This window comes from Actinomadura sp. WMMA1423, assembly GCF_006547145.1.
Classification (GTDB): Bacteria; Actinomycetota; Actinomycetes; order Streptosporangiales; family Streptosporangiaceae; genus Spirillospora.
In genome coordinates this window covers 1,962,466-1,986,496 of sequence record NZ_CP041244.1, presented here as the reverse complement: position 1 = coordinate 1,986,496, position 24,031 = coordinate 1,962,466, and the positions used below count along the sequence as shown (strand labels likewise).

The following is a 24,031-nucleotide window of genomic DNA, read 5'->3' as shown; positions in this document are numbered from 1 at the left end:
CGCGGACTCAATAGGATTCACCCATGCTGCGCTGGTTGACCGCGGGGGAGTCCCATGGCCCGGCCCTGACCGCGATCGTGGAGGGGCTGCCGGCCGGTGTGCGCGTGACCTCGGGGGACATCGCCGAGGAGCTGCGCCGCCGGAGGCTCGGGCACGGGCGGGGCGCCCGGATGAAGTTCGAGCAGGACAAGGTCACGATCATCGGCGGCGTCCGGCACGGCGTGACGCTGGGCGGGCCGGTCGCGATCGAGGTCGGCAACACCGAGTGGCCCAAGTGGGAGACGGTCATGTCGGCCGACCCCGTGGACGCCGACGTCCTCGCGGCCCAGGCCAGGAACGCGCCGCTGTCGCAGCCGAGGCCGGGCCACGCCGACCTGGTCGGCATGCAGAAGTACGGGTTCGACGACGCCAGGCCCGTCCTGGAGCGGGCGAGCGCGCGGGAGACGGCGGCGCGGGTCGCGCTCGGCACCGTCGCCAAGGCGTTCCTCAAGCAGGCCCTCGGCGTGGACGTCCTGAGCCACGTCATCGCGCTCGGCGAGGTCGAGGCGCCCGAGGGCGTCCTGCCGGAGCCCGCCGACCTGGCGCGGGTCGACGAGAGCCCGGTGCGCTGCTTCGACTCCGAGGCGTCCGCGCGGATGGTCGCGCACATCGACGAGACCAAGAAGGCCGGCGACACGCTCGGCGGCGTCGTGGAGGTCCTCGCCTACGGCCTCCCGCCCGGCCTCGGCAGCCACGTCCACTGGGACCGGCGCCTCGACTCCCGGCTCGCCGGGATCCTGATGGGCATCCAGGCGATCAAGGGCGTGGAGCTCGGCGACGGGTTCACCACCGCGCGCCGCCCCGGGTCGCGCGCCCACGACGAGATCGACGCCACCCCCGAGGGGATCCGCCGCCGCACCAACCGCGCCGGCGGCGTCGAGGGCGGCATGACGACCGGCGAGGTGCTGCGGGTGCGCGCCGCGATGAAGCCGATCTCGACCGTCCCGCGGCGGCTCGACACGATCGACGTCACGACGGGCGGGCCCGCCAAGGCGATCAACCAGCGCAGCGACGTGACGGCGGTCCCGGCCGCCGGGGTCGTCGCCGAGGCGATGGTCGCGCTCGTCCTCGCGGACGCGGCGCTGGAGAAGTTCGGCGGCGACTCCGCCGAGGAGACCGCCCGCAACCTGCGGGGCTACCTGTCCTCCCTGACGATCAAGTGAGCGGTGCCATGCGACCGAAGGCCGTCATCATCGGGCCGCCCGGCTCGGGCAAGACCACGATCGGGACCGCGCTCGCCGACCGGCTCGGCGTCGCGCTGCGCGACACCGACGCCGACGTCGAGCGGGCCGCGGGCAAGCCGATCGGCGAGATCTTCATCGACGACGGCGAGGAGCGCTTCCGGGAGATGGAGCGGGCCGCCGTCGCCGACGCGCTGGCCGGGCACGAGGGCGTCCTCGCGCTCGGCGGCGGCGCCGTCCTCGCGGCCGAGACGCAGGAACTGCTCGCCGGGCACACCGTCGTCTACCTGCGGGTCGGGCTCTCGGAGGCGATCAAGCGGGTCGGCCTGGCCTCGGCGCGGCCGCTGCTCGTGCTGAACCCGCGCAGCCAGATGCGCAAGCTTCTGGAAGAGCGCCTCCCGATCTACGAGCGGCTCGGCACCGTGCACGTCGACACCGACGGCCGCGAGCCCGCCGACATCGTCGAGGAGGTCGTGAAGGCTCTGGAGGACGCCGCGCCCGGTGAGCGCGGTGAGGCGCCTCCCCGCGATGAGCCGTCCGCCCGCGAGGGGGACGAGTGACACCGACCCGGGTGCACGTGGGGGGCGCCGACCCCTACGACGTCGTCATCGGGACGGGGGTGCTCGGTGAGCTGCCCGCCATGGTCGGGGAGCGGGCCCGGGCCGTCGCGGTCGTCCACGCCGAGGGGCTGCCGGAGATCGCCCGCCCCGTGTGCGGGGCGCTCGAGCAGGCCGGGTACACCGTGCACGCGCTCCCCGTCCCCGACGGCGAGGCCGCCAAGGAGGTCGGCGTCCTCGCCGGCCTGTGGTCGGCCTTCGCCCGTCTCGGCATGACCCGCAGCGACGTCGTCGTCGGCGTCGGCGGCGGCGCCACCACCGACCTCGCCGGGTTCGCGGCGGCCTCGTGGCTGCGCGGGGTGCGGGCCGTGCTCGTCCCGACGACGCTGCTCGCCATGGTGGACGCGGCGGTCGGCGGCAAGACCGGCATCAACGTCCCCGAGGGCAAGAACCTCGTCGGAGCGTTCCACCCGCCCGCCGGCGTCCTGTGCGACCTCGCCACGCTGGTGACGATGCCGCGCGAGGACTACATCAGCGGCCTCGCCGAGATCATCAAGGCGGGGTTCATCGCCGACCCGCGGATCCTGGACCTGGTCGAGGACGACCCGAAGGGCGCCGCGGCCCCTGACGGCCCCCACACCCGCGAGCTCGTCGAACGGGCCGTCCGGGTCAAGGCCGGCGTCGTCTCGGCCGATCTGAGGGAGAGCGGCCTGCGCGAGATCCTCAACTACGGCCACACGCTCGCGCACGCCATCGAGAAGAACGAGGACTACCGGTTCCGCCACGGCCACGCCGTCGCGATCGGCATGGTGTACGCCGCCGAGCTGTCCCGCCTCGCCGGGCGGCTGCCCGCCGGCGCCGTCCGGCGGCACCGGGACGTCCTGGAGTCGGTCGGCCTGCCGGTCTCCTACGCCGCCGACTGGCCTGGCCTGCGCGCCACCATGACCATCGACAAGAAGTCGCGCGGCGCCACGCTCCGGTTCGTCGTCCTCGACGGCGTCGCCGAGCCCGGCCGCCTCGAGGGCCCGGACGAGGCCCTGCTCGCCGCCGCCTACCGGGAGATCGCCCGATGACCCGCGTCCTGGTCCTGAACGGCCCGAACCTGCGCCGCCTCGGCGTCCGCGAGCCCGACAAGTACGGGACGGCGAGCTTCGACGACCTGGTCGCCGTCTGCCGCGCCGCCGGCCGCGGCCTCGACCTGAACGTCGAGGTCCGGCAGACCGACGACGAGGCCGAGATGATGCGCTGGCTGCACGAGGCGGCCGACGAGCGCCTGCCCGTCGTGCTGAACCCCGCCGCGTTCACGCACTACTCCTACGCGCTGCGCGACGCGGTCGCCCAGCGCACCGCCCCGCTCGTCGAGGTGCACATCACCAACCCGGCCGCGCGCGAGGAGTTCCGCCACACCTCCGTCGTCGCGGGGGTCGCCACCGGCACCATCGCCGGCTTCGGGACCATGTCCTACGTCCTCGCCCTCCAGGCCGTGGCCGAGCTGGTCGCCGAGAACTCCTGACCCCCCGGGGGCCCTAGCCCTCCTCGGCCGCGCTGCGGGCCATGGCCTTGAGTTCGGCGACGACGTCGTCCAGCGGCGCGACGTCGCGGTGCGCGCGGCACAGGATGGTGGCGCCCTCGACGGCGGCGACGATGAGGCGGGCCAGCCGTGACGCGCGCTCGTCGGGGACGCCGGCGTTGCCGAGCCCGGTGGTGAGGGTGTCCTGCCAGCGCCCGAACGCCGCCGCCGCGGCGGCGGCGAGCTGCGGGGCCTCCTCGTGGGACTCGACGGTGACGGCGACGACGGGGCAGCCCGCCCGGAACCCGCTCTTGATCAGGACCTGCCGCCACCAGCCCACGAAGGCGTCGACGGCGGACGCGGCGTCGCCCCCCTCGGTGGCGGCGAGGATGCCGGCGTTCAGGAAGTCGCCGGCGTAGCGGACGGCCTCCTCGGCGAGCTGCACCTTGCCGCCGGGGAAGTGGTGGTAGATCGACCCGCGCGGGGCGCCGCTGTGCGCGATGACGTCGCGGAACCCGGTGCCGCTGTAGCCGCGCTCGCGGAAGAGGTAGGCGGCGCTGCGCACCATGCGTTCCCTGCTGTCCGTCCCCATGCAACGATTATGACATTCATCATACGGTTGCCGCGTTGACCTGACGATCGTCATGGAGAAGTTCGGCCATGCCGGGCGACCCGCCCGCTACTCACGAGTAGGGTCGACTGCACCACGGGTGCCGGGAAGCACGGATGCAGGGAGAAGGAGACCTTCGTGATCGACCTCCAGCGCGACGGAGACGTGTACGTCCTGCGGTTCGACGCGGGTGAGAACCGGTTCGGGCCGGACTTCCTCGACGCGGTCGAGGGGGCCCTCGAGTCGGTGGCGAAGAACGACGGGCCGGGCGCGCTCGTCACCGTCGGCACCGGCAAGTTCTACTCCAACGGCCTCGACCTGGACTGGCTCGGCGCCAACCAGGACGGGTTCGAGGAGTACCTGCGCCGCGTCCACGCCCTCTACGCGCGCGTCCTGACGCTGCCGATGCCGACGATCGCGGCGCTGAACGGGCACGCCTTCGCGGGCGGCGGCATGCTGGCCCTCGCCCACGACTTCGCCGTCATGCGCACCGACCGCGGCTACTTCTGCCTGCCCGAGGTCGATCTCGGGATGAGCTTCACCCCGGGGATGAACGCGCTGATCACGGGCCGGCTGCCCAAGGCGACGGCGCACGAGGCGATGGTCACCGGCCGCCGGTACGCCGCCGAGCAGGCGCGCGAGGCCGGGATCGTGCAGCGCGTCGCGCCCGAGGAGGAGGTCCTGCCCGCCGCCGTGGAGTGGGCGGCGTCGCTGGCGAGCAAGAACGGCGCGGTGGTGGCGACGATCCGCACCGCGATGTACCGGCAGGTGCTGGACGCTCTGAACGGTCCCGCGCTGCCCTGAGCCCTCGTCCGGGCCCGGCGGGGGGAGTCTGACGGGGGAGTGGGCCGCGGGCGCGCGGCGGGAGTAGGTTACGTTCGACTGGAATCTGATTCGGTTTAGGGAAGTCCAGGGAAAGGGGCGCGGGAGACCATGCGCATCGGGATGGCGCTCAGCTACTCGGGCGGTTTCAAGGAGACCGTCGAGGAGCTCGCCGACTACGAGAAGGCCGGCCTCGACATCGTCTACGTCGCGGAGGCGTACAGCTTCGACGCGGTGAGCCAGATGGGTTACATCGCCGCAAAGACGGAGCGCGTGGAGATCGCCTCCGGCATCCTCAACATCTACTCGCGCACCCCCACCGCGATCGCCCAGACGGCGGCGGGGCTGGACTACGTCTCCGACGGGCGGTTCACGCTCGGCATCGGCGCGTCGGGGCCGCAGGTCATCGAGGGCTTCCACGGGGTCCCCTACACCGCGCCGCTCGGCCGCACCCGCGAGATCATCGAGATCTGCCGCAAGGTGTGGCGCCGCGAGCGCGTCCAGCACGACGGCAAGTACTACCACCTGCCGCTGCCGGAGGGGCAGGGCACCGGCCTCGGCAAGGCGCTCAAGCTCATCAACCACCCGGTGCGCGCCGACATCCCGATCATGGTCGCCGCGATCGGCCCGAAGAACGTCGAGCTGACCGCCGAGATCGCCAACGGCTGGGAGCCGATCTTCTACATGCCGGAGAAGGCCGCGGACGTGTGGGGCCCCTCCCTCGCGGCCGGGAAGGCCAAGCGCGACCCGGCCCTCGGCGAGCTCGACGTGGTCGGGCAGTCGCCGCTCGCCATCGGCGACGACGTGCAGGGCTTCCTGGAGTTCGGCCGCCCGATGGCCGCCCTCTACATCGGCGGCATGGGCGCCAAGGGCAAGAACTTCTACAACGACCTCGCGCGCCGGTACGGCTTCGAGAAGGAGGCCGAGGAGATCCAGGACCTCTACCTGGACGGCAAGAAGGACGAGGCCGCCGCGAAGGTCCCGCAGGAGCTGCTGGAGAAGATGTCCCTCATCGGCCCGGAGGGGCACGTCCGGGAGCGCCTCGCCGCGATGAAGGAGTCCGGCGTCACCACGCTCAACGTCGCCCCGATCGCGGGCGACCACAAGAGCCGCCTCGCCCTGATCGAGAAGGTCAAGGAGATGGCCGCCGGCCTCTGACGGTACGCCTACGCCGGCGGAGGAGGGCGAGCCGCGGGCCCGTCCCGGGCCCGAACGGCGGGACGTCCAGCTCGGACAGGACGCGGAGCACGACACCACCGCCGAACAAGGCGGCCCCCCATTTCAGGGAGGTGCCGGGATCGCCCACCGAGCCGGCGGGGCGCGGATCGAGGCGGCCGCGCGGGTCGTACACGACCTGCACGCGTTCGCCTCGGTCCGCGACCCTGGACCCGGTCGTCATCGTCCGCACCCGCGGCTCGGCGCAGGCGAGGTCATGCTTGTAGTAGACGTTCGTGGTCGTGTTCCCGTTGCCGTCGGTGCTGGTGACCTCGCGCCGGTCGACTTTCTGGACCGTGCACACCGTGGTCCGGCCACGCTTGTGCAGAGCCTGGGCCGACACCGCGCCCGCGACCATGGACGCCCCGATGACCAGCAGGAAGAACGCGCCGAAGAAGACCAGGACGTTCTCGTAGCGCAGCTGGGTGAAGACCAGCAGGGCGTATCCGGCCATCATCATCACGAAGAGCAGCGCCGTGCCCGCCCAGTTGTCCGCCAGCGGGGACGGCCCGTAGGCGGCCAGGGCGGCCCGGGCCACGATCAGCGTGATGCCGGTCAGGGGCGCACCGAGTGCCAGTAGCGCCGCCGGGGCCCAGTCCGGCCGCTTCCCATACCCCGCCATCGGAACCCGTTCCGTCGTCCATCCGTGTCCCTGGATGAGATGCACGGATCCGCCGACCGGATCCGTTCTTTCCGCGGCCGGCGGAACCGTGCGGGGGCGGCTCGGGAGGGGCGGGCTCAGAGCGCCGCGTCGACCTCCTCGGCGACGCGTTCGCCGGAGCGGACGGCGCCGTCCATGTAGCCCGTCCAGTAGCCGGACGTCTCGGTGCCCGCCCAGTGGATCGGGCCGCACGGCTCCCGCAGCGCGGGGCCGAACGCGGTGAGCGCGCCAGGCGGGGCGACGCCGACCGGGCCGCCGCCGCTCCAGGTCTCGTTGTCCCAGCGCTGGAAGGCGGTCAGCTTCGGGTTCGCGGCCTTGTCGCCGAACAGCTTGGTGAACGAGTCGAGGCCCGCCGCCCGGACGTCCGCGGCCGGCGCGCCGTCCAGCCTGCGGATGTTGGCCTGGTTCATGAAGCCCATCAGGATCCCGCGCGACCCGTCCGGCGGGCTGTTGTCGAACGTCGCGTCGATGGCGCCGCTGTCGGCGACGGCCTGCCCGGTCAGCCCGTCCGCCCGCCAGAACGGCGTGTCGTAGACGGCGACGAACTTGGCGACCGAACCCATCGGGTAGCGCTGCATGAGCTGCGCGCGGCTCGCGGGCAGCGCCGGCGAGAAGTCGATCTTCCCGGCGATCGCGGGGGACATCGCGACCACGACCCGCTTGGCCGACACCGTGATCCCGTCGGCGGTGACCGTGGCGCCGCCCGGCTCGGTCACGATCGACCGCACCGGCGCGTTGTAGTGGATGATGTCGCCGAGCCGCGCCGCCAGCCGGACCGGCACCTCCTGCGAGCCGCCCACGAACCGCGACTCCTGCGCGCCGTCCTTGGTGTTGATCAGCCGGTCGATCGTCCCCGGGTTGGTCTCGTTGCCCGCGGAGGCCGCGTAGTTCAGCAGGTAGAGCAGCGAGACCTCCTGCGAGCGCATCGACAGGGTGGAGGAGGCGAACGCGTCCATCAGGAACCGCGCGCCGCCGCTCAGCGAGTTCGACCGCGACCAGGTGTAGAAGGTCTGCGCGTCCCACTCCTGGGCCTTCGCCGCCTTCCACGGCTCGCCGACCGGCACCTCCTTGACCATGCTGCCGAGCTTCAGCAGCGCCAGCTCGAGGTCGACCACGCCCCAGTCCGGCGGGACCGCGCCGAGCAGGCCGTCCGTCGCGTAGAGCGACCGCTTGCCGTCGCGGTAGTAGACGTTCTTGCCCTCGTTGTAGGTGGCGTAGGTGTCGACGCCCATGTCCTTGGCGAGCGCGGCGATGCGGTCCTGCGTGGGGCCGATGAACTCGGCGCCGCCCTCGTTGGTGGTGCCGTCGCCGAGCGGCATCCCGTAGACGCGGCCGCCGGGCCGCTCGCGCGCCTCGAGGACGACCACGGACCGGCCCGCCGCGACCAGGTCGCGGGCGGCGGTGAGGCCGGACAGCCCCGCGCCGACGATCACCACGTCCGCGGTGAGGGGCGCGCCGAGGGGGGCCGTGCGGGCGGTGGCGGACGGGGCGGCGGCCGCGGTGACGACCGCTCCGGCGGCGGTGAGCGCGCCTGTGCCCAGCAGTCTTCTTCGGCTGACTCGGGTCAAGGGGTATCACTCCTGGGGGGAAGTCCATGCGGGGGGACGGACAGGACGGAGCACACGCCGGGTCACGCTAGGCCAGCCCTCGACCAAAAGTCGAGGGTTCTTCATGTTCGTGACCGCGTTGAGACGGCCCCCCGATGGCGGCCTCCGGCGATCATCTAGAGTCCTGCCATGGGGGAGACTCACCACGCGCGCCGCCGCCGCCTCGCCGCGCTCGTCGCCGACCGGGGCGCCGCCGCCCTGCTCGTGACCAGGCTCGTCAACGTCCGCTACCTCACCGGCCTGGACAGCTCGCGGGCCGCGCTGCTCGTCCCGGCCGACGGCCCCGCCGTCCTCGCGACCGACGGGCGCTACGCCGGGATGGCCGCGCAGGTCTGCCCGGAACTCCCCGTCGTCGTCGACCGGCAGGTGGCCGAGGCGCTGGTCGAGCGGGCGGCGGGGGACGGCCACGGCCGGGTCGGCTTCGAGGCCCACGACCTGACCGTCGAGCACCACGCCGCCCTCCTGGAGACGGCCCGCCCGGAGACCCGCCCGGTCGAGCTGGTGCCGCTCGGCCACCTCGTCGAGGAACTGCGCATGGTCAAGGACGAGGAGGAGATCGGCCTGCTGCGCGAGGCGTGCGCCGTCACGGGCCGCGCCTTCGAGGCCGTCCTGCCCGAGATCCGCGCCGGGGTCACCGAGCGCGCCGTCGCGATCGCCCTCGAGCGGGCCATGGTCGACCACGGCGCCGACAGCCCCGCGTTCGAGTCGATCATCGCGTCCGGCCCCAACGGCGCCGTCCCGCACCACCATCCGGGCGGCCGCGAACTCCAGCGCGGCGACCTCGTCACCATGGACTTCGGCGCCCTCTACGGCGGCTACCACGCCGACATGACCCGGACCGTCGCGATCGGCGAGCCCGCGGCGTGGCAGCGCGACCTCTACGACCTCGTCCACCGCGCCCAGGCGGCCGCGCTGGCCGCCGCGCGGCCCGGCGCCGAGACCAAGGACGTGGACGCCGCCGCCCGCGACGTGATCGCGGAGGCCGGGCACGGCGAGGCGTTCACCCACGGCCTCGGGCACGGCGTGGGCCTGGAGATCCACGAAGCGCCGCTCATGGGGTACGACAAGACCGGTAAGCTGATGGATCGGGTTCCGATCACCGCGGAGCCGGGGGTCTACCTCACGGGCCGGGGCGGGGTCCGCATCGAGGACACGCTGGTGGTCCGGGCGGACGGGCCGGAGCTCCTCACCACAACGACCAAGGACCTGCTCGTCCTGTAGGACGCGCGGGCCCGCGACCGGGAGAACAACGCAGTGGCGACGACGAACGACCTGAAGAACGGCATGACGCTGAACCTCGACGGCCAGTTGTGGACCGTCCAGGAGTTCCAGCACGTCAAGCCCGGCAAGGGCGGCGCGTTCGTCCGCACCAAGCTGAAGAACGTGCTGTCCGGCAAGGTCGTCGACAAGACCTTCAACGCCGGCACCAAGGTCGAGGTGGCCAGCGTCGACAAGCGCGAGATGCAGTACCTCTACCGCGAGGGCGAGGACTTCGTCTTCATGGACACCGAGACCTACGACCAGCCGCACATCCCGGCGGCCACCGTGGGCGACGCCGCGAACTACCTGCTCCCCGAGCAGAACGCCGTGATCGCCTTCAACAACGAGAACCCGCTCTACGTCGAGCTGCCCGCCGCCGTCGTGCTGGAGATCACCGAGACCGAGCCCGGGCTGCAGGGCGACCGCTCCACCGGCGGCAGCAAGCCCGCCACGCTGGAGACCGGCGCGCAGATCCAGGTCCCGCTGTTCATCACCACCGGCGAGAAGGTCAAGGTCGACACCCGCTCCGGCGAGTACCTCGGCCGCGCCTGAGATGGCGGCGCGCACCAAGGCCAGGAAGCTCGCCCTGGACATCCTGTTCGCCGCGGAGCTGCGGGAGGAGGAGCCGACGGCGGTGCTCGCCGCCCGGGGGCGTCCGAACCAGGACGAGCTCGCCGAGTTCCCGCACGCCGTCCGGCTGATCGAGGGCGTCCAGGAGAACCGGGAGCGCATCGACGAGCTGATCGCCACCTACGCGACCGGCTGGACCCTCGAACGCATGCCCGTCGTCGACCGCAACATCCTGCGGATGGGCGCGTTCGAACTGCTCTGGGTGGACGACGTCCCCGACGGCGTGGCGGTGAGCGAGGCGGTCCGCCTCGCCACCGAACTGTCCACCGACGAGTCCCCCCGCTTCGTCAACGGCCTCCTCTCCCGCCTCCAGCAGCTGAAGCCGTCACTCAGTCTCTAGGCTTTTCTCTCCTCCTTCGGGCCTGGCGGCCCTCCATCGTCGAGAAAAGCGGGCGATCGCTGGCATCGCTCCGTCTCGCCTTGGCGGCTCGCTGCGCGATCAGGTTCTCGCCTCGCTTGAACCTGCCTCCGGACGCGATCGCAACCACTGGGGTCGTCGCGTGGTTGCGGTGGCGGCTGAGGTAGGCGCGGTGCTTATTGCAGTGCCGCCAGGCCCGAACAAGAGTGCGCTGCAATAAGCTCTCCTTGATGACCAACGTTAGGGGAGCGGCCGTGACCGGCCGGCAGCAGAAACGGGTGCGGGGCGGGAGCCGGGTGCGCAACGCGGTCCTGTGGGACGCCCTGCGCGTGGTCCTCGACCGCATCACCCCCGAGGCCGGCCTGAGCGACGTCGTCGACGTCGGCGGCGGGACCGGCGGGTTCGCGGTGCCGCTCGCCGAGCTGGGGCACCGGGTCACGGTGGTCGACTCCAACCCGGACGCGCTGGCCGCGCTGGAGCGGCGCGCCGCCGAGTCCGGGGTGCGGGTCCGCGCAGTGCAGGGCGACGCCGTCGACCTGCCCGACCTGCTCGGCCCGGACGCCGCCGACCTCGTGCTGTGCCACAGCGTCCTGGAGTACGTCGACGATCCGGACGCGGCGATGGCGGCGCTGACCGGGGCCGTCCGCCCGGGCGGCTCGGTCAGCGTGCTGGTGGCCGGGCAGATCGCGGCCGCGCTGCACCGCGCCGTGTCCGGGCACTTCGACGACGCGCGGCGCGTGCTGACCGACCCGTCCGGGCGGTGGGGCGAGGGCGACCGCATGCCCCGCCGGTTCACCCGCGAGTCGCTGTCGGCGCTGGTGCGCGGCGCGGGGCTGCGGGTCGCCGAGCTGCACGGCGTCCGGATCTTCGCCGACCTGGTGCCGAGCGGCCTGGTGGACGGCGACGCCGACTCGGCGGAGGCGCTGATCGCGCTGGAGTCCGTCGCGGCCGTCCACCCCGTCCTGCGGGACCTCGCCACCCAGCTTCACCTGGTGGCCGACAAGCCGGCGGGCTAAGACCGTGCACGCGGCGGATCGGGCGACCCTCCGGAAGGCCACGGCCCTCCGGGCGGCTCCGCGGCGGGGCCCGCGCGCGGCGCGGCCGCCGGGCGGGGAGGCCGCGTGAGCCGCAAGCAGCAGCTGCACAGGCCCGGGCCGCAGCCGGGCCCGCCCGCCGACGACACCGGCTGCGCCATCCTGCACGTCGACATGGACGCCTTCTTCGTCAGCGTCGAACTGCTCGAACGGCCCGAGCTGCGCGGGCGCCCGGTCGTCGTGGGCGGGGCCGGGCCGCGCGGGGTGGTGTCCGCCGCCTCCTACGAGGCCCGCGGGTTCGGCGTCCACTCGGCGATGCCGATGACGCGGGCGCGGCGGCTGTGCCCGCAGGCGGTGGTGCTGCCGGTGAGCCACGGCAAGTACTCCCGCGTCTCGGCCGCCGTCTTCGAGATCTTCCGCTCCGTCACGCCGCTGGTGGAGGGACTGTCCCTGGACGAGGCCTTCCTCGACGTGGCGGGCGCCCGGCGGCGGCTGGGCCGTCCCGCGGCGATCGCGCAGCTCATCCGCGACCAGGTCCGCGACCAGCAGGGCATCACCTGCTCGGTCGGCGTCGCGAACACCAAGTTCGTCGCGAAACTGGCCTCGACGCGGTGCAAGCCCGACGGGCTGCTCGTGGTGCCGGCCGACGGCGTCGTCGACTTCCTGCATCCGCTGCCCGTCGCGTCCCTGTGGGGCGTCGGCGAGCGCACGGAGCAGGCGCTCACCCGTCTCGGGCTGCGCACCGTCGGGCAGCTCGCGCAGGTGCCCCTCAGCACGCTGCAGCGCGAACTCGGCAACGCGCTGGGCAGGCACCTGCACGAGCTGGCGTGGGGACGCGACCCGCGCGAAGTCGTCCCGCACACGCCCGACAAGAGCATCGGCGCCGAGGAGACCTTCGACACCGACGTCGACGACCCCGAGGTCATCCGGCGGGAACTGCTGCGGCTGGCGGAGAGGGTCGGCGCGCGCCTGCGCGAGAGCGGGAACGCCGGCCGGACGGTCAGCGTCAAACTCCGGATGGCCGACTTCAAGACGATCACTCGGTCGCGCACGCTGGCCGAGCCCACCGATCTCGCTCGTGTGATCTATGTCACAGCCCGCGAGCTGTATGAGGGGGCGGGCCTGGAACGGGTACGACTCCGACTGGTCGGGGTGCGGGTGGAGAATCTGGGCCCCGCCGGCGAGGCCCCCCGTCAGCTCGCCTTCGACGAGCCGGACAACGGCTGGCGTGAGGCCGAGCGAGCCATGGACCAGGTCGCGCACCGGTTCGGCCGCGGCGCGGTGCGTCCCGCCGCGCTTGTCCGGCGTGCGGCGGAGGGTGACGCACGGGACGGCAGGGACGGAAGACAATGAAAGAAGGCTGTGAGGTGACCGGCTCCGGGTCCTTGGGGGGCCGTTCGCTTTCGTACGCTCGAGAGTCCTCGTATTCTGGGCATATCACCGTTGACGTTCGCGTCCCGCATCGGATACTCCGTCGCGGAGCTGTCGCTGGGAGGTGCCGTGCCGCTCTCTGAGCACGAGCAGCGCATGCTCGAACAGATCGAATCGGCGTTGTACGCCGAGGATCCCAAGTTCGCTCACGCGGTTCGCTCGACCAACCCCCAGGTCCACTACAAGCGTCGGATCATCAAGGCCGCCATGGGCTTCGTGGTGGGCGTGTGCGCGCTGATGGCCGGTCTCGTGGTCAACGCGGGCACGGTCACCATCGCGATCAGCGTGACGGGTTTCCTGCTGATGGTCGCGTGCTGCGTGTGGGCGCTGACGAGCTGGAAGCGCATGGCCGGCATCGGCAACGAGCCCGCGAGGGGCGGCGGCCGGCAGGCGCGCCCGGCCAAGGCGGGCTTCATGGAGCGCATGGAGGAACGCTGGCGCCGCCGCACCGAGGGTGACTAGCTCCCGGCCCTGAAGACGACTCGTCCCGGCCGCGCGTGGGTCCTCCCACCGGGCCGGGACGAACGCGTGTCCGGGAGGATCACGCCTCGCGAGCGCCGAGGCCGCCGAGGCCGTCGGCGATCGTGCCGGCCACGAGCCGCGCGTACCCGCCGCCGGGGTCGAGGTCGGGGTCGAAGATGCAGACGTCGGCGCCGACCGCGCCGGGGGCCAGCTCGCCGAGCAGCGCGGCCAGCCGCCGCGGGTCGAGTCCGCCGGGCGCGGGGCTGTCGACGGCGGGCATGTGCGCCGGGTCGAGGACGTCGATGTCGACGTGCAGCCAGTAGCCGTCGAGGCCGTCCGCGGCGACGGTCCCGCGGACGACGTCGAGCGCGCCGGCCGGGTCGGCGATCCACTGGCTCGCCGGCACCACCCCCGCCAGGACCTCGCTTGCTTCGCCGAGCTCCTCGTCGTCGTCGCGGCACCCGACATGGACGGAGTCCTCCGGGGCGAAGTAGGGCGACAGGCCCTCGATGTCGGACACCGCCTTCCAGTGCAGGCCGACGGCGGCGGCGAGGTCCTCACCGGCCACGCTCGCGCAGCGGTGCGAGTTGCCGGGGTGGCGGAAGTCGGTGTGGCCGTCGATGTGGACGAGGCCGTAACGGCCCCTGCGGGCGAGCGCGACTCCGGCGCCGACGAGGACGCTGCAGTCGCCGCCGAGGACGAGCGGGGCCCGCCCCTGGTCGATGACCGCGCCGATCCGGCCGGCCAGCCGGGTCGCGTGGTCGACCAGGGCGTCCTGGTTGCGCACTCTCCCCGAGCCGGAGACCCAGTCGTCGACGTACCGGCCCGCGATGACGACACCGGCGTCCTCGGCGCCGTCGCGGAGGAGCCTGGTGTGCAGCCCGGCTTCGCGCAGCGCCTCGGGCGCCTTGGCGCACCCGGGGACGCTGGTGGCGCGCGGGGGCCGCAGGCCGAGGTTCGTCGGAGCCGCGAGGATGGAGATCATCACTGGTCCCCCGTGGTGAGGTGCCCGGTCAGCCATTCGATCGCCCGCGGGTAGCGGTACTCGATGCGGGCGTGGGTGCCGTCGAACAGTTCGAAGTGGATCCGCTCGGCCGGCACGCCGGCGTCCGCGAGCGCCTGGTGGAACGCGGACGCGCCGTGGTCGAGGTGGTACTCGTCCTGGCGTCCGGCGTCGATCCAGACGGCCCGCATCGACCGGAGCGCGTCGGCGCGGTCCGGCGCCATCCGCACCGGGTCCCAGGCCAGCCAGCGCCGCCAGACCTCGGGGACGATCCTGCCGGTCGCGGGATCGAACGGCAGACGCACCGTGCCGTCGGCGTCCGAGGAGTACGCCGCCGCGTAGCCGTAGGTCTCGATCAGCAGTTCGTCCAGGTCGTGCAGGAGCGGGACCTCACTGTTCCGGAAGTACTCCAGGAACCTGTCGTACGACCCGTCGAACTCGTCCCGCAGCCGCCTGGCCAGCGCGGGGAAGGACGGCGTGTACGAGACGTCGAAGAGCGCGTCTCCCGCGTGCGAGGCGAAGGCGCCGAACAGGTCGGGACGCAGCATCGCCGTCACCATCGCCCCGTACCCGCCGCTGGACTTTCCGGTGATGGCGCGGGCGTCGCGGTGGGCGAGGGTGCGGTAGTGCTCGTCGACCCACGACACCACGTCGGCGCACAGATAGGTGTGGTAGGCGCCGATCGCCGGCGAGTCGAGGTACTGGCTGCCGCCGTAGGCGGTCCAGGCGTCGACGAACACGACCAGCGCGGGCGCCACGTCGCCACGCGAGAAGAGCGCGTCGACCAACTCGGGAAAGGTGCGGCGGAACGGCGTCCTGTTGCGCCACATGGAGATGGTCCCGCAGTAGCCCTGGATGACGTAGACCGTGGGATAGCGGGCGTGATCGCCGTAGCCGGGCGGGGTGTAGACCCACAGCGGCCGCTCGTGCGGATCGCCCAGCGGATTGCCGCGCAGCGCCTCGCTCACGATGACGTGCTCGTGCAACTCCCCTTCGAGGTCCTCTGACCACGGCATCATGCGGCCTCCCTGTTCCGGCGGATTTAACCGATGAAGAAGTTAGGTGGTTACGTGTTTGCGTGTCAACCGGTGATGGGGTTTCCTGGTTAGGGCGAGAACCTCGGGAGCGGGCATGCGAGAACTTCCTGCGGCGGTGCGACCCGTCGTCGCCTTCCTCAACACCGTCGACGTCGAGGACGGCACCGACGTGTTCGGCGACGGCCCGGAGGCGCTGGCGGACTGGCTCGTCGGGCAGGGGCTGTGCCGCTCCAGGCCGTCCGTCCGGGCGGCGGACGTCCGGGCGGCGGTCGACCTCAGGCGCGGGCTCCGCAGCCTGGCGCTCGCCAACACCGGCGAACCGGTCGACACCGAGGACGTGCGGGCCGCGCAGGAGGTCCTGGCCACCCTGACCCTCACCATGCGGCTTCCGGCCGGCCCGGACGCGGCGGAGAGCGGACCCGGCCTCGACGCGGGCGGCGGGCCGTTCTCCGAGGCCCTGGGCCGGATCGCCGCCGCCTACTTCGCGGCGTCGGCCCGGGGCGAGTGGTCGCGGGTGCGGCGCTGCCCGGCGCACGACTGCGCCTGGGTCTTCTGGGACTCCTCCAAGAACGCGTCCCGGCGGTGGTGCTCGATGCGGGTGTGCGGCAACCGCGCGAAGGCGCGCGCGTACACCGAGCGGCGAGCGGCAGGCCCCGCCTGAACCTCGGCGTTCGCGCCTACCTGCGGCGCAGGCGGGACGGCAGCTCGTTCAGGCGGGACGCGACGTCGTTCAGCCGGGCCGCCAGGGCGTTCACCCGGGCGGTGGCGTCCAGGGCGCGGTCTCCGGCGGTCCGCAGCGCGGAGCGGCTCTGCGCCATCGTCGACGGCGGCAGCAGGCGGGCGCGCCACCGGGCCCGGCGGCCCACGGACGCGGCGAACGCCTCCCGGACGGTCCGCACGTCGGCGCGCAGCCGCTCGGCCGGCTCGAGGGAACCGGTCCGCGAGTAGCGCGCCAGCTCCTCGGCGCGGGCGATCCGGGTCAGGGCCCGCACGCTCGTCGCGTCCATCTCCAGCAGCTCCCCGAGCCGCCGGGCGGCCGCTCGGGGCGAGTCGCTGGCCCGCCATTCCAGCCCGTGGTCGAGGGCGTCCGCGCGCATCTCCAGCCAGGCGGCGTGCGCGGCTCCGGCCGGATCGGGGGTCCGCGGCCCCCGGCCGGAACCCGGAGCGCCGCCCGGGCCGGATGCCCGCGTCCGCCGGACGGGCTCCATGCCGGCCGGATCGGGCGCGCCGTCCCGCCGCGCGGGCACCGGCGTGGAGGCGGCCGAGGAGGCCAGCGCCGCCCAGCGGCGCCACCGGGTGACGATCCGCAGCACCATCGGCACGGCGAGCAGCAGCAGCACCAGCAGGGCCCCGGCTAGCCACGGCGCCGCGGAGAACCCGCCGTCGTCCTCCTGCTGGACGCCGGTCGGGCCGCTCGCGCCCTCGTCGTTGCGGTGCCGGGGACCGTTGGTCGCGGCGGCCGAGCCCTCGTCCGGGGACGAGGAGTCCGGCGCCTGCGTGGTCTGCTCGCCCGGCTCGCCGCCGCTGCTGACGGCGGGCTGGCTGTAGACGGGCGCGAGGGCCGTGCCCTGCCCGCCCGCACCGCTCGGCGTCGGCTCGAAGCGCACCCACCCCGAGCCCTCGAAGTACAGCTCGGGCCAGGCGTGCGCGTCGCGCGACCGCACCACCCACTCGCCGGGCTTGACCTCGCTGCCCGGCGTGTAGCCCATCGCCACCCGGGACGGGATCCCGAGGATCCGCGCCATCAGCGCCATCGAGGCGGCGAACTGCTCGCAGTAGCCGCGCCTGCCGTGCAGCAGGAAGTCGACGAGGTCGCTGCCGTGCTGCGGCGCGGGCGCGGACAGGTCGTAGGTGAACCCGCCGCTGATGGTGAACCAGCGCTGCAGCCGCACCGCCTGGCCGAGCGCGGTCGCCGACCCGGCCGTGACGTCCGCGGCGAGCTTCCTGACCTGCGGCGGGACGTTCTTGGGCACCGCGGTGTAGTGCGCGACGACCTCGGGCGGGTAGGGCCCCGCGGCGGCGAGCTCCCCGGCGGTGGGCTGGGGGAGCAGGCTCTTGACGGTGTAGGAGCGCCCGCTCGCCGAGTCGCGCAGCGAGTAGATCATCAGCGACGCGTCGTGCACCCGCCAGTCACCCTTGATCGACACCTTGGTCGGGGCGTACGGCACCGGCAGGAACGTCATGTTCCTGACCTCCGGCCGCACCCGGACCTCGGTCGTCACCTCGCGGGCGGGCGCGGCGGTCAGCCCCGGCGGCGGGGGCAGGGCGCGGTCGCCGCTCACCCGGTCCTTGGAGCTGCTCTTCAGGGGGCTGTAGGTCCACCGGTCGCCGTCGAACCGGTCGAGGGCGTAGAGGCGCAGGTAGCCGGGGCTCTCTGGGGCGTCGCTGCGGTAGGTGAGGACGGTCGAGTCGTCCAGCCTCGTCAGCTCGCGCTTCAGGCTGACCAGCGGGTCGGGCGTCGTCACGGTCTGCGTGCCCGGACCGGAGCCGCCTCCCATGCCGAACACGCCGCGCGGGTGCAGGCCCGGCACCGCCGCCGGCAGCAGCACGGCGACGGCGACGGTGCCGGCCGCGATCCGGCGGCCGCTCGCCGCCAGCGCCGAGGAGTCGGGCCGGTCGGCGGGGTCTCCGGGCGGCGGCTGCGCGCCCGCCAGCGGCACCTCCCGCGGGCGGCGGCGCGTCGTCACCGTCCGCCCCCACCCGCCGACCTGCTCGCGGGCGTCGGCCATGAGCAGGGCGAGGAAGCCGAACGCGCCGACGCCGAAGGCCAGCCAGCCGACCCCGTCCTCGCGGATCGCGGCGGGCACGCTGTACATGGCCAGCAGCGGCAGCCCGGCGGGCGCGGCGCGGCGCAGCCGCACGGCCAGCAGGTCCACCAGGACGGCGACGAGGCCGACCCCCGCGGCGGCCAGCATCGCGATGCCCGGGACGAGCGGGACGGGCGCCGCGTACCGGTTGGCCGCCCGCCAGCCCTCGTCCGAGAGCTCGCCGAGATGCCGCACCGAGTCCGGGGACGGGATGACCCCGAGCCACGACTCGGCGCTCGCGAAGGCGAGGTTGAGGTAGAGCAGCAGCGCCGCCAGGCCGAACAGCAGGCCGACGGGCGCGGGCGTGCGCAGCCGCCGCGACAGCAGCCCGCCGGCGGACGCGGCCAGCACCGCGCCGAACCCCGCCCAGAACCAGCTCGCCCTCTCGAACAGCGGGTACAGGCCGATCGAGCCGGCGAGCGTCGCCAGCGCGGCCATCACCGTCATCCGGACCCTCATGCGCTGCCCTTACTCATGCACGCCCTCACTCTTGCGCCCCGCCTCAGCCCTTGCTCATGCGCCGTCCCGGACGAAGCCCTCGTCGGTCTTTCCGGCCCGCGCCCACGCTCCGGCCAGTTCCGCCGCCGACCGCACGGTCACCACCCGCCAGCCGCCCGCGCGCAGCAGCCCCGCGGCCGTCACGCGGGCGGTCCCCTCGCCCGCTCCGTTCGCCGGCGCGCCGTCCGCGCCGCCGTCGCGCTGCGCTCCGGGACCGCCCTGGACCAGCACCGCGACGCACGTACCGGTACCGCGCCGGGCCGCGGCGATCGCGCGGGCCTCGTCGTCGGACAGCACGCCGAAGACCCCGACGACCAGGCCGTCGCCCTCCCGGCTGCCGCCGCGGCCGCGCAGCGCGGCCAGCCCCGCCGACAGCGACCCGCCCTTGGAGCGGCGCGCCACGGCCAGCGCGTCGAGCAGCAGCCCCTCGAACGCGCCCTCGGACGGACCCGCCGGCAGCGCCTCGCCGCCGTCGGTCACGTACCGCAGGCTCATCCCCGTCCGGACGAGGTGGACGCCGATCGACGCCGTCGCCGAGACGGCCTGCTCGAACGAGCCGCCGGGCCCGTCGCCCCAGTGCGCGGAGCGCCGGGTGTCGAGGAACAGCGTGCCGCTGCTCTGGAAGTGCTGCTCCTCGCGCCGCACCATCAGCTCACCATGCCGGGCGGTGGACCGCCAGTGCACGCGCCGCAGGTCGTCGCCGTGCCGGTACTCGCGCGGAGCGACGTCGTCCTCGCCCGCCGCGGAGACCGCGCGGGCCACGCTGTCGCCGCCGCCCGTCCACGCGCCCGACAGCCGGCTCGGCGGCAGCGGCACGATCGCCGGGGTCACCGTGAGCGTGTCGGACAGGCTGAACGAGCGGACCAGCTCCACCATCCCGAACGGGTCGGCGAGCCGGACGGTCAGCGGCCCCACCCGGTAGCGGCCCCGCACGTCCGAGCGGATCCGGTAGCCGAGCTCACGGAACGCGTGCGGCTCGATCCGCTCCAGCACGAACCGCGCCCGCCCGCCGAGCGCGTAGGGGACCCGGTCCTCCACCATCAGCAGCCCGCTCGGCAGCCGCGAGACGTTCTCCAGCCGCAGGTCGACGCGGGACTCGTGGCCGACCGGCAGCCGCGCGGGCTCCAGCCGGCGCGCGCACGCCAGCCGGTACCGCGTCCGCGCCACCGCGACCGTGCACAGCAGCGGCAGCGCCAGGACGAGCACCCCGGCGCGCAGCAGGTCGCGCTCCCCGAGCGCGATCGCGCAGGCGATCGCGGTCGCGCCCGCGGCCACGAAGGACCGCCCGCGAGTGGTGAGGCCGGCCAGCGCCCGTCGCACCGGTCACCTGCCGGGGGAGGGCACCGGCAGCCGCTTGACCAGGTCGGTGACCACCTGCTCGGGGCGGCGGCGCTCCACCTGCGCCTCGGCGGTCGGCAGCAGCCGGTGCGCGAGGACGGGGGCGGCGAGGTCCTGGATGTCGTCGGGGACGACGTAGTCGCGGTCGTCGAGCGCCGCGTACGCGCGCGCGGCCCGCACCAGGTGCAGGGTCGCCCGCGGGGACGCGCCGAGCCGCAGATCCGGGTGCCTGCGGGTGGCCGAGACGAGGTCGATCGCGTACTGCCGCACCGCCGGCGCGACGTGCTGGCCGCGCACCACCTCGATGAGGTCGCGGACGTCGGCGGCGTGCGCGACCGGGGTGAGCCGGTCGAGCGGGGACGTCTCGCCGTGCGTGTCGAGCATCTCCAGCTCGGCCGCCGGGTCCGGGTAGCCCATCGATATGCGCGCGGTGAACCGGTCGCGCTGCGCCTCGGGGAGCGGGTAGGTGCCCTCCATCTCCACGGGGTTCTGCGTGGAGATGACCATGAACGGCGGCTCCAGCTCGTAGGTGGTGCCGTCGACCGTGACCTGGCGCTCCTCCATGCACTCCAGCAGCGCGGACTGCGTCTTCGGGGACGCCCGGTTGATCTCGTCGCCGACCACGATGTTGGCGAACACCGGGCCCGGCTTGAACTCGAACTCGCGCCGCTCCTGGTTGTAGGCGCTGACCCCGGTGATGTCGCTGGGCAGCAGGTCGGGCGTGAACTGCACGCGCCGCACCGAGCAGTCGATCGAGCGCGCGAGCGCCTTGGCGAGCATCGTCTTGCCGACCCCGGGCACGTCCTCGATGAGAAGGTGCCCCTCCGCCAGCAGGACCGTCAGCGCGAGCCGCACCGCCGAGGGCTTGCCCTCGATCACCGACTCCACGGCATCCCGGATCTTGTTCGCGACCTGGGCGAGCCCGTCGAGCCCGCCTCCCGCCGCGTCGCGCCCTCCGCCGCGCCGGGCGGGGCGGGATGCCGGGGGGTCGGTCTCCATGAACGACTCGCCGTGCGTGCCTACTGCCACCAAACCCTCCTCAGCCGTTCCAAACGACAGTACGTCGTCGGAACGCCCACTGCGATGTTCATGTGGAACGCGAGCCAATTGTGCTCTACGGGGGCGACGACATACGACGCGCGCGACGCACCACTTCACTCCACCGGGCCCCTCCGGCCCCTCCCGCGTCCCGGTGCGAGGGCCCCCTCGGCGGGTGCGCGCCGCGGCGGCGCGCGGAGGGGGCGCTGGTGGGCCCCACTCCACACCACCCTCGTTGACCTGCGGTTTCTTCGCGGAAAACGGCGCGTGGACGGTGTTTTTCTTGTTGACGGTGGGGAAGAGTGGAGTAGAGTGGGGCGCCGTGGGGGGCAGTAGCGCCCCACGCGGCGCGGGAGGTGGGGCCCGGTGTTCCTCGGCACCCACTCGCCGCGCCTCGACGACAAGGGACGACTGTTCCTGCCGGCGAAGTACCGCGAGGAGCTGTCGGGGGGATTGGTGATCACGAAGGGCCAGGAGCGCTGCCTGTACGTCTTCCCCATGGCGGAGTTCCAGCGGATAACCGAGGCTCTGCGTGCCGCGCCGGTCACCGAGAAGGCGGTCCGGAGCTACAGCCGGGTCTTCTTCGCCAGCGCCTCCGACGAGGTACCCGACAAGCAGGGCCGCGTCACGATTCCTCCGCCGCTGCGCAAGTACGCGGGCCTCACCCGCGACTGCACGGTCATCGGGGCGAACACGCGTCTGGAGATCTGGGACACCCAGGCATGGGAGACCTACCTGGAGCAGGAGGAGCAGACCTTCTCCGACGTCTCGGAGGAGGTGTTGCCAGGGATTCTCTGAGATACGACTCGTCGGTCCGATGACCGGCTCTGGCCCACGTTCGGCCAGGTCTCCAGCCGCTCTCCAGCCAGCTGGCGCAGCTTCCCCGGCGCCAGACGGCGACCCCCCGCGGGCAACGCGGTGATCTTCCTCCAGGGCAGCGGATGGGGACCTGGCCGGGCGAGGCCGCCGCCGGGGGCGCGGAACGGTCCGGTCCGGCGATGCCACACAGTCCGCGAGCGAGGTGGCAGTACAGGGGGGGTGGAGCATGGACGCGCACATGGAGAACGACGCGGCGGGGAACGCCGCGCACGACCGGGGTCCCGACGGCGGCCACGTGCCGGTCATGCTCGACCGCGTCCTCGAACTCCTCGTCCCCGCCGCCGAGGCCGTCACCGGCCGCACCCCCGTCTACCTCGACGCCACGCTCGGCATGGGCGGCCACGCCGAGGCGATGCTGCGGGCCGTGCCGTCGCTGCGGCTCATCGGCCTCGACCGCGACACCACGGCGCTGGAGCGCTCCGCGCGCAGGCTCGCCCCGTTCGGCGACCGCGTCACGCTGGAGCACGCCGTCTACGACGAGATCCCCGCTGTGCTGCGGCGGCTCGGCGTCCCGCTCCTCGACGCGGTCCTGTTCGACCTCGGAGTGTCCTCCCCGCAGCTCGACGAGGCCGACCGCGGCTTCGCCTACTCCTACGACGCCCCCCTCGACATGCGGATGGACCGCACCCAGAACCTCACCGCGGCCGAGGTCGTCAACGCCTACCCGCCCGCCGAGCTCGCCCGCATCCTGCGCGAGTACGGCGAGGAGCGGTTCGCCCAGCGCATCGCCGCCGCGATCGTGCGCGAGCGCGAGCGCGCCCCGCTGGAGTCCACCCGGCGGCTCGCCGACCTGGTGCGCACCTCGATCCCCGCCGCGACCCGCCGCACCGGCGGCAACCCGGCCAAGCGCACCTTCCAGGCGCTGCGCATCGAGGTGAACGGCGAGCTCGACACCTGGCGCCGGGCGCTGCCCGCCGCCCTGGACGCGCTCCCGGTCGGCGGCCGGGTCGTCGTCCTGTCCTACCACTCGCTCGAGGACCGCATCACCAAGCAGGTCCTCGCCGCCCAGGCGGCCGACACCACCCCGCCGGACCTGCCGGTCACCCTGCCCGAGCACGAGCCGAGGTTCCGGCTCCTGACGCGCGGGGCCGAGCTGGCGTCCGACGAGGAGACCACGACCAATCCAAGGGCCGGATCGGTGCGGATGCGCGCCGCGGAGCGGGTCCGGGAGGCGATATGACGACGACGAGCAGGCGGCCGCCGACCAAGGCGCCGAAGAAGAGGGCCGCTGAGCGCCCGGACGCCGCCGCCCCGGCCGCGCCCGCCAAGGGCTCGCGCGCCGGCGCGTCGCCGGGGAGCGGGCCCGCCGGGACCGCGCCCGCCAAACCGGCGGCGCCCGCCAAGGCGGCCGCGGGCAAGGCGGCCGTGAAGCCGCGGCCGAAGGCCTCGCCCGCGACGGGTGCGAAGAGCACCAAGGCCGCGAAGAGCACCAAGGCGGCCATGGGCGCGGACGTCGCGACGGGCGCGAAGGGCACCACGGGCGCGGCCGCTTCGCGGCGCACCGGCCAGGCCGCGCCGCGCGCCCCGTTCGTCCTGCTCATCATCGGGCTGCTCGGCGGCGCGCTGGTCAGCCTGCTGCTGCTCAACACGGTCCTCGCCAAGGACGCGTTCACGCTCACGCGGTTGCAGCAGAGCAACAAGCGCCTCGAGCAGCAGCGGCAGGCCTACGAGGAGGAGATCGCCCGCGAGGGGTCGCCGCAGCAGCTGTCGAACAAGGCCAAGGGGCTCGGCATGAGGCAGGGCAAGGAGCCGGCCTTCTTCTCCACCGAGCCGGGCCGGTCCGGCGGAGCGATCCGTCCCGTCCCGCAGGCCGCCGCGGCGTCGGCAGGCGCGGCCGGGGTCCTCGGCGTCCCCGGCACCGTGGTGCCCGGCGACGGCGCGGGCGCCCAGAGCGGCACGGGAGCCCGGAACGGCACAGGCGCGCAGAACGGGCACGGGGCGCAGGCCGGGAACGGCGCGCGGACCGGGCACGGGGCGCCGTGAGCGGGCGCGGGGCCGGCGGGGAGCGGGTGGAGCGGTGACCAAGGGCCCGGGACGCGGCAGCGCCGGGCCGC

Annotated in this window: 24 protein-coding genes; 16 read left to right on the top strand and 8 right to left on the bottom strand. The window is 73.8% G+C overall.

What is annotated here, in order from left to right:
* The first annotated feature begins 23 nt into the window (after positions 1-23).
* The 4 genes from aroC to aroQ are packed head-to-tail and all read left to right on the top strand — an operon-like array spanning position 24 to position 3,290.
* Positions 24-1,202: a chorismate synthase gene (aroC, locus tag FKD65_RS09175; RefSeq protein ID WP_141577051.1), complete on the top strand. Its 1,179-nt coding sequence runs from the start codon at positions 24-26 to the stop codon at positions 1,200-1,202.
* Between the two features lie 8 nt (positions 1,203-1,210).
* A complete protein-coding gene (locus tag FKD65_RS09170) occupies positions 1,211-1,780 on the top strand; it encodes a shikimate kinase (protein WP_141577050.1) in 570 nt (189 codons plus the stop codon).
* A complete protein-coding gene (gene aroB, locus FKD65_RS09165) occupies positions 1,777-2,850 on the top strand; it encodes a 3-dehydroquinate synthase (RefSeq protein ID WP_141577049.1) in 1,074 nt (357 codons plus the stop codon). Before FKD65_RS09170 ends, aroB begins: the two co-directional genes overlap by 4 nt.
* Positions 2,847-3,290 carry a type II 3-dehydroquinate dehydratase gene (aroQ, locus tag FKD65_RS09160; RefSeq protein ID WP_141577048.1) on the top strand — a complete coding sequence of 148 codons (444 nt, stop codon included), beginning with the start codon at positions 2,847-2,849 and terminating at the stop codon, positions 3,288-3,290. Before aroB ends, aroQ begins: the two co-directional genes overlap by 4 nt.
* Before the next feature lie 13 nt (positions 3,291-3,303).
* On the opposite strand, the gene FKD65_RS09155 is transcribed toward aroQ, so the two are convergent.
* Complete coding sequence (locus tag FKD65_RS09155; protein ID WP_141577047.1) at positions 3,304-3,879, bottom strand: TetR/AcrR family transcriptional regulator; 576 nt, start codon at positions 3,877-3,879, stop codon at positions 3,304-3,306.
* A 156-nt stretch (positions 3,880-4,035) separates the two neighbouring features.
* Between FKD65_RS09155 and FKD65_RS09150 the strand changes: the two genes are divergently transcribed.
* Both FKD65_RS09150 and FKD65_RS09145 read left to right on the top strand, forming a co-directional pair.
* Complete coding sequence (locus tag FKD65_RS09150) at positions 4,036-4,701, top strand: enoyl-CoA hydratase-related protein (protein ID WP_141577046.1); 666 nt, start codon at positions 4,036-4,038, stop codon at positions 4,699-4,701.
* A gap of 129 nt (positions 4,702-4,830) precedes the next feature.
* Positions 4,831-5,877: an LLM class F420-dependent oxidoreductase gene (locus FKD65_RS09145; protein WP_141577045.1), complete on the top strand. Its 1,047-nt coding sequence runs from the start codon at positions 4,831-4,833 to the stop codon at positions 5,875-5,877.
* Here the strand turns inward: FKD65_RS09145 and FKD65_RS09140 are convergent.
* Together FKD65_RS09140 and FKD65_RS09135 are read right to left on the bottom strand one after the other, a co-directional pair.
* Complete coding sequence (locus FKD65_RS09140) at positions 5,852-6,556, bottom strand: hypothetical protein (RefSeq protein ID WP_141577044.1); 705 nt, start codon at positions 6,554-6,556, stop codon at positions 5,852-5,854. The two genes, FKD65_RS09145 and FKD65_RS09140, sit on opposite strands and share 26 nt — an antisense overlap.
* A 116-nt stretch (positions 6,557-6,672) precedes the next feature.
* Positions 6,673-8,163, bottom strand: coding sequence for a flavin monoamine oxidase family protein (locus FKD65_RS09135; protein WP_205718611.1), 1,491 nt, complete (start codon positions 8,161-8,163; stop codon positions 6,673-6,675).
* 168 nt (positions 8,164-8,331) lie between these two features.
* On the opposite strand from FKD65_RS09135, the gene FKD65_RS09130 reads away from it, so the two are divergent.
* The 6 genes from FKD65_RS09130 to FKD65_RS09105 all read left to right on the top strand — a co-directional run bounded on the left by FKD65_RS09130 (position 8,332) and on the right by FKD65_RS09105 (position 13,377).
* Complete coding sequence (locus tag FKD65_RS09130; RefSeq protein WP_141577043.1) at positions 8,332-9,423, top strand: Xaa-Pro peptidase family protein; 1,092 nt, start codon at positions 8,332-8,334, stop codon at positions 9,421-9,423.
* Between the two features lie 33 nt (positions 9,424-9,456).
* Entirely contained in the window at positions 9,457-10,014 is a 558-nt protein-coding gene (efp, locus tag FKD65_RS09125) for an elongation factor P (RefSeq protein ID WP_141577042.1), read from the top strand.
* Between the two features lies 1 nt (position 10,015).
* Positions 10,016-10,432, top strand: coding sequence for a transcription antitermination factor NusB (nusB, locus tag FKD65_RS09120; protein WP_141577041.1), 417 nt, complete (start codon positions 10,016-10,018; stop codon positions 10,430-10,432).
* A 248-nt stretch (positions 10,433-10,680) separates the two neighbouring features.
* On the top strand, positions 10,681-11,466 hold the full coding sequence (locus FKD65_RS09115) for a methyltransferase domain-containing protein (protein WP_141577040.1): 786 nt from the start codon (positions 10,681-10,683) through the stop codon (positions 11,464-11,466).
* A 105-nt stretch (positions 11,467-11,571) separates the two neighbouring features.
* Entirely contained in the window at positions 11,572-12,837 is a 1,266-nt protein-coding gene (locus tag FKD65_RS09110) for a DNA polymerase IV (protein ID WP_141577039.1), read from the top strand.
* 147 nt (positions 12,838-12,984) lie between these two features.
* The gene (locus tag FKD65_RS09105; protein WP_141577038.1) at positions 12,985-13,377 is read left to right on the top strand and encodes a DUF3040 domain-containing protein; all 393 of its coding nucleotides are present in this window, start codon (positions 12,985-12,987) and stop codon (positions 13,375-13,377) included.
* 79 nt (positions 13,378-13,456) lie between these two features.
* On the opposite strand, the gene FKD65_RS09100 is transcribed toward FKD65_RS09105, so the two are convergent.
* Together FKD65_RS09100 and FKD65_RS09095 are read right to left on the bottom strand one after the other, a co-directional pair.
* Complete coding sequence (locus FKD65_RS09100; RefSeq protein WP_141577037.1) at positions 13,457-14,362, bottom strand: arginase family protein; 906 nt, start codon at positions 14,360-14,362, stop codon at positions 13,457-13,459.
* Positions 14,362-15,399: an alpha/beta hydrolase family protein gene (locus tag FKD65_RS09095; protein ID WP_141577036.1), complete on the bottom strand. Its 1,038-nt coding sequence runs from the start codon at positions 15,397-15,399 to the stop codon at positions 14,362-14,364. Before FKD65_RS09095 ends, FKD65_RS09100 begins: the two co-directional genes overlap by 1 nt.
* Before the next feature lie 112 nt (positions 15,400-15,511).
* On the opposite strand from FKD65_RS09095, the gene FKD65_RS09090 reads away from it, so the two are divergent.
* A complete protein-coding gene (locus tag FKD65_RS09090) occupies positions 15,512-16,078 on the top strand; it encodes a CGNR zinc finger domain-containing protein (RefSeq protein ID WP_141577035.1) in 567 nt (188 codons plus the stop codon).
* A 16-nt stretch (positions 16,079-16,094) separates the two neighbouring features.
* Here FKD65_RS09090 and FKD65_RS09085 read toward each other — a convergent pair whose 3' ends face one another.
* The 3 genes from FKD65_RS09085 to FKD65_RS09075 are packed head-to-tail and all read right to left on the bottom strand — an operon-like array spanning position 16,095 to position 21,089.
* On the bottom strand, positions 16,095-18,683 hold the full coding sequence (locus tag FKD65_RS09085; protein WP_240810044.1) for a DUF3488 and transglutaminase-like domain-containing protein: 2,589 nt from the start codon (positions 18,681-18,683) through the stop codon (positions 16,095-16,097).
* 54 nt (positions 18,684-18,737) lie between these two features.
* Positions 18,738-20,042: a DUF58 domain-containing protein gene (locus FKD65_RS09080; protein ID WP_141577034.1), complete on the bottom strand. Its 1,305-nt coding sequence runs from the start codon at positions 20,040-20,042 to the stop codon at positions 18,738-18,740.
* A 3-nt stretch (positions 20,043-20,045) separates the two neighbouring features.
* A complete protein-coding gene (locus FKD65_RS09075) occupies positions 20,046-21,089 on the bottom strand; it encodes a MoxR family ATPase (RefSeq protein ID WP_240810043.1) in 1,044 nt (347 codons plus the stop codon).
* A gap of 375 nt (positions 21,090-21,464) precedes the next feature.
* Here FKD65_RS09075 and mraZ point away from each other — a divergent pair, with 375 nt between their 5' ends.
* From mraZ to FKD65_RS09060, 3 genes are all read left to right on the top strand, one after another.
* Positions 21,465-21,896 (top strand): division/cell wall cluster transcriptional repressor MraZ, encoded by a 432-nt coding sequence (gene mraZ / locus FKD65_RS09070; protein WP_089312308.1) that lies wholly within the window; start codon positions 21,465-21,467, stop codon positions 21,894-21,896.
* Positions 21,897-22,155: 259 nt separating this feature from the next.
* Entirely contained in the window at positions 22,156-23,157 is a 1,002-nt protein-coding gene (gene rsmH, locus FKD65_RS09065) for a 16S rRNA (cytosine(1402)-N(4))-methyltransferase RsmH (RefSeq protein WP_141586638.1), read from the top strand.
* Positions 23,154-23,960, top strand: coding sequence for a LapA family protein (locus tag FKD65_RS09060; protein WP_141577033.1), 807 nt, complete (start codon positions 23,154-23,156; stop codon positions 23,958-23,960). Before rsmH ends, FKD65_RS09060 begins: the two co-directional genes overlap by 4 nt.
* The last annotated feature ends 71 nt before the right edge of the window (positions 23,961-24,031 follow it).